The organism is Methylobacterium longum (assembly GCF_022179385.1).
GTDB classification, from domain to species: Bacteria; Pseudomonadota; Alphaproteobacteria; order Rhizobiales; family Beijerinckiaceae; genus Methylobacterium; species Methylobacterium longum.
In genome coordinates, this window is sequence record NZ_BPQS01000171.1 from 1 (window position 1) to 600 (window position 600).

Sequence of the window (600 nt, forward strand, 5' to 3'; positions counted from 1 at the left end):
TCACCCGCATCGTCGAGGGCCATCGGCAGCGGCACCTCGATGATCTGCTGCCATGGGCTTACCAGCCAACGCCGGCCCTCAAAGCCGTGGCCTGAGGACAGCGCTTACGATCGGCTGGCACCACGCCCGGTCTGAGCGCGGCGTGCTAATCTGCTTGGATGGCGGCCGACGAGGAGCGCATCGACGAGGCGGTACTCGCCCTTCTGTGGCTGACGCTCCACGACGAGCGTCGGGCTTGGAAGGGCTTCGACTGGGCCGCGCTTGGCCGTCTCCACGCCAAGGGGCTCATCGCCAATCCGGTCGGACGCGCCAAGTCGGTGGTGCTGACCGATGAGGGATTGCGCCAGTCCGAGGCGCTGTTCCGGACCCTGTTCACACGGTCCGACTGACCCGCCAGGGCCGCGGCGTTCTCAGGCGACCGCTTGGAGCGTGGGTGTGCTCGGGTAGGCCCAGGGCAGAAGATCGTTGAGGCGGCGCTGCGGATGGCCGTCGACGATGCGGGTGATGACGTCGGTGAGGTAGGCCTGCGGCTCGACGCCGATGAGTTTGCAGGTCTCGATCAACGAGGCGATCACTGCCCAGTGCTCGCCCCCGCCGTCG

At 67.8% G+C, this 600-nt stretch carries 2 protein-coding genes; one reads left to right on the top strand and one right to left on the bottom strand.

Annotation, left to right across the window (positions count from 1 at the left end):
• Positions 1 to 158 precede the first annotated feature (158 nt).
• Entirely contained in the window at positions 159 to 389 is a 231-nt protein-coding gene (locus tag MFF58_RS31945; protein ID WP_238294353.1) for a DUF6429 family protein, read from the top strand.
• A 21-nt stretch (positions 390 to 410) separates the two neighbouring features.
• On the opposite strand, the gene MFF58_RS31950 is transcribed toward MFF58_RS31945, so the two are convergent.
• The coding region (locus tag MFF58_RS31950) for a transposase domain-containing protein (RefSeq protein WP_238294354.1) at positions 411 to 600 on the bottom strand (190 nt) is incomplete at its 5' end.

Bases quoted from the DNA above. Each gene is read 5' to 3' on its own strand.
- MFF58_RS31945 (WP_238294353.1), top strand. From the start codon at position 159: ATGGCGGCCGACGAGGAGCGCATCGACGAGGCGGTACTCGCCCTTCTG.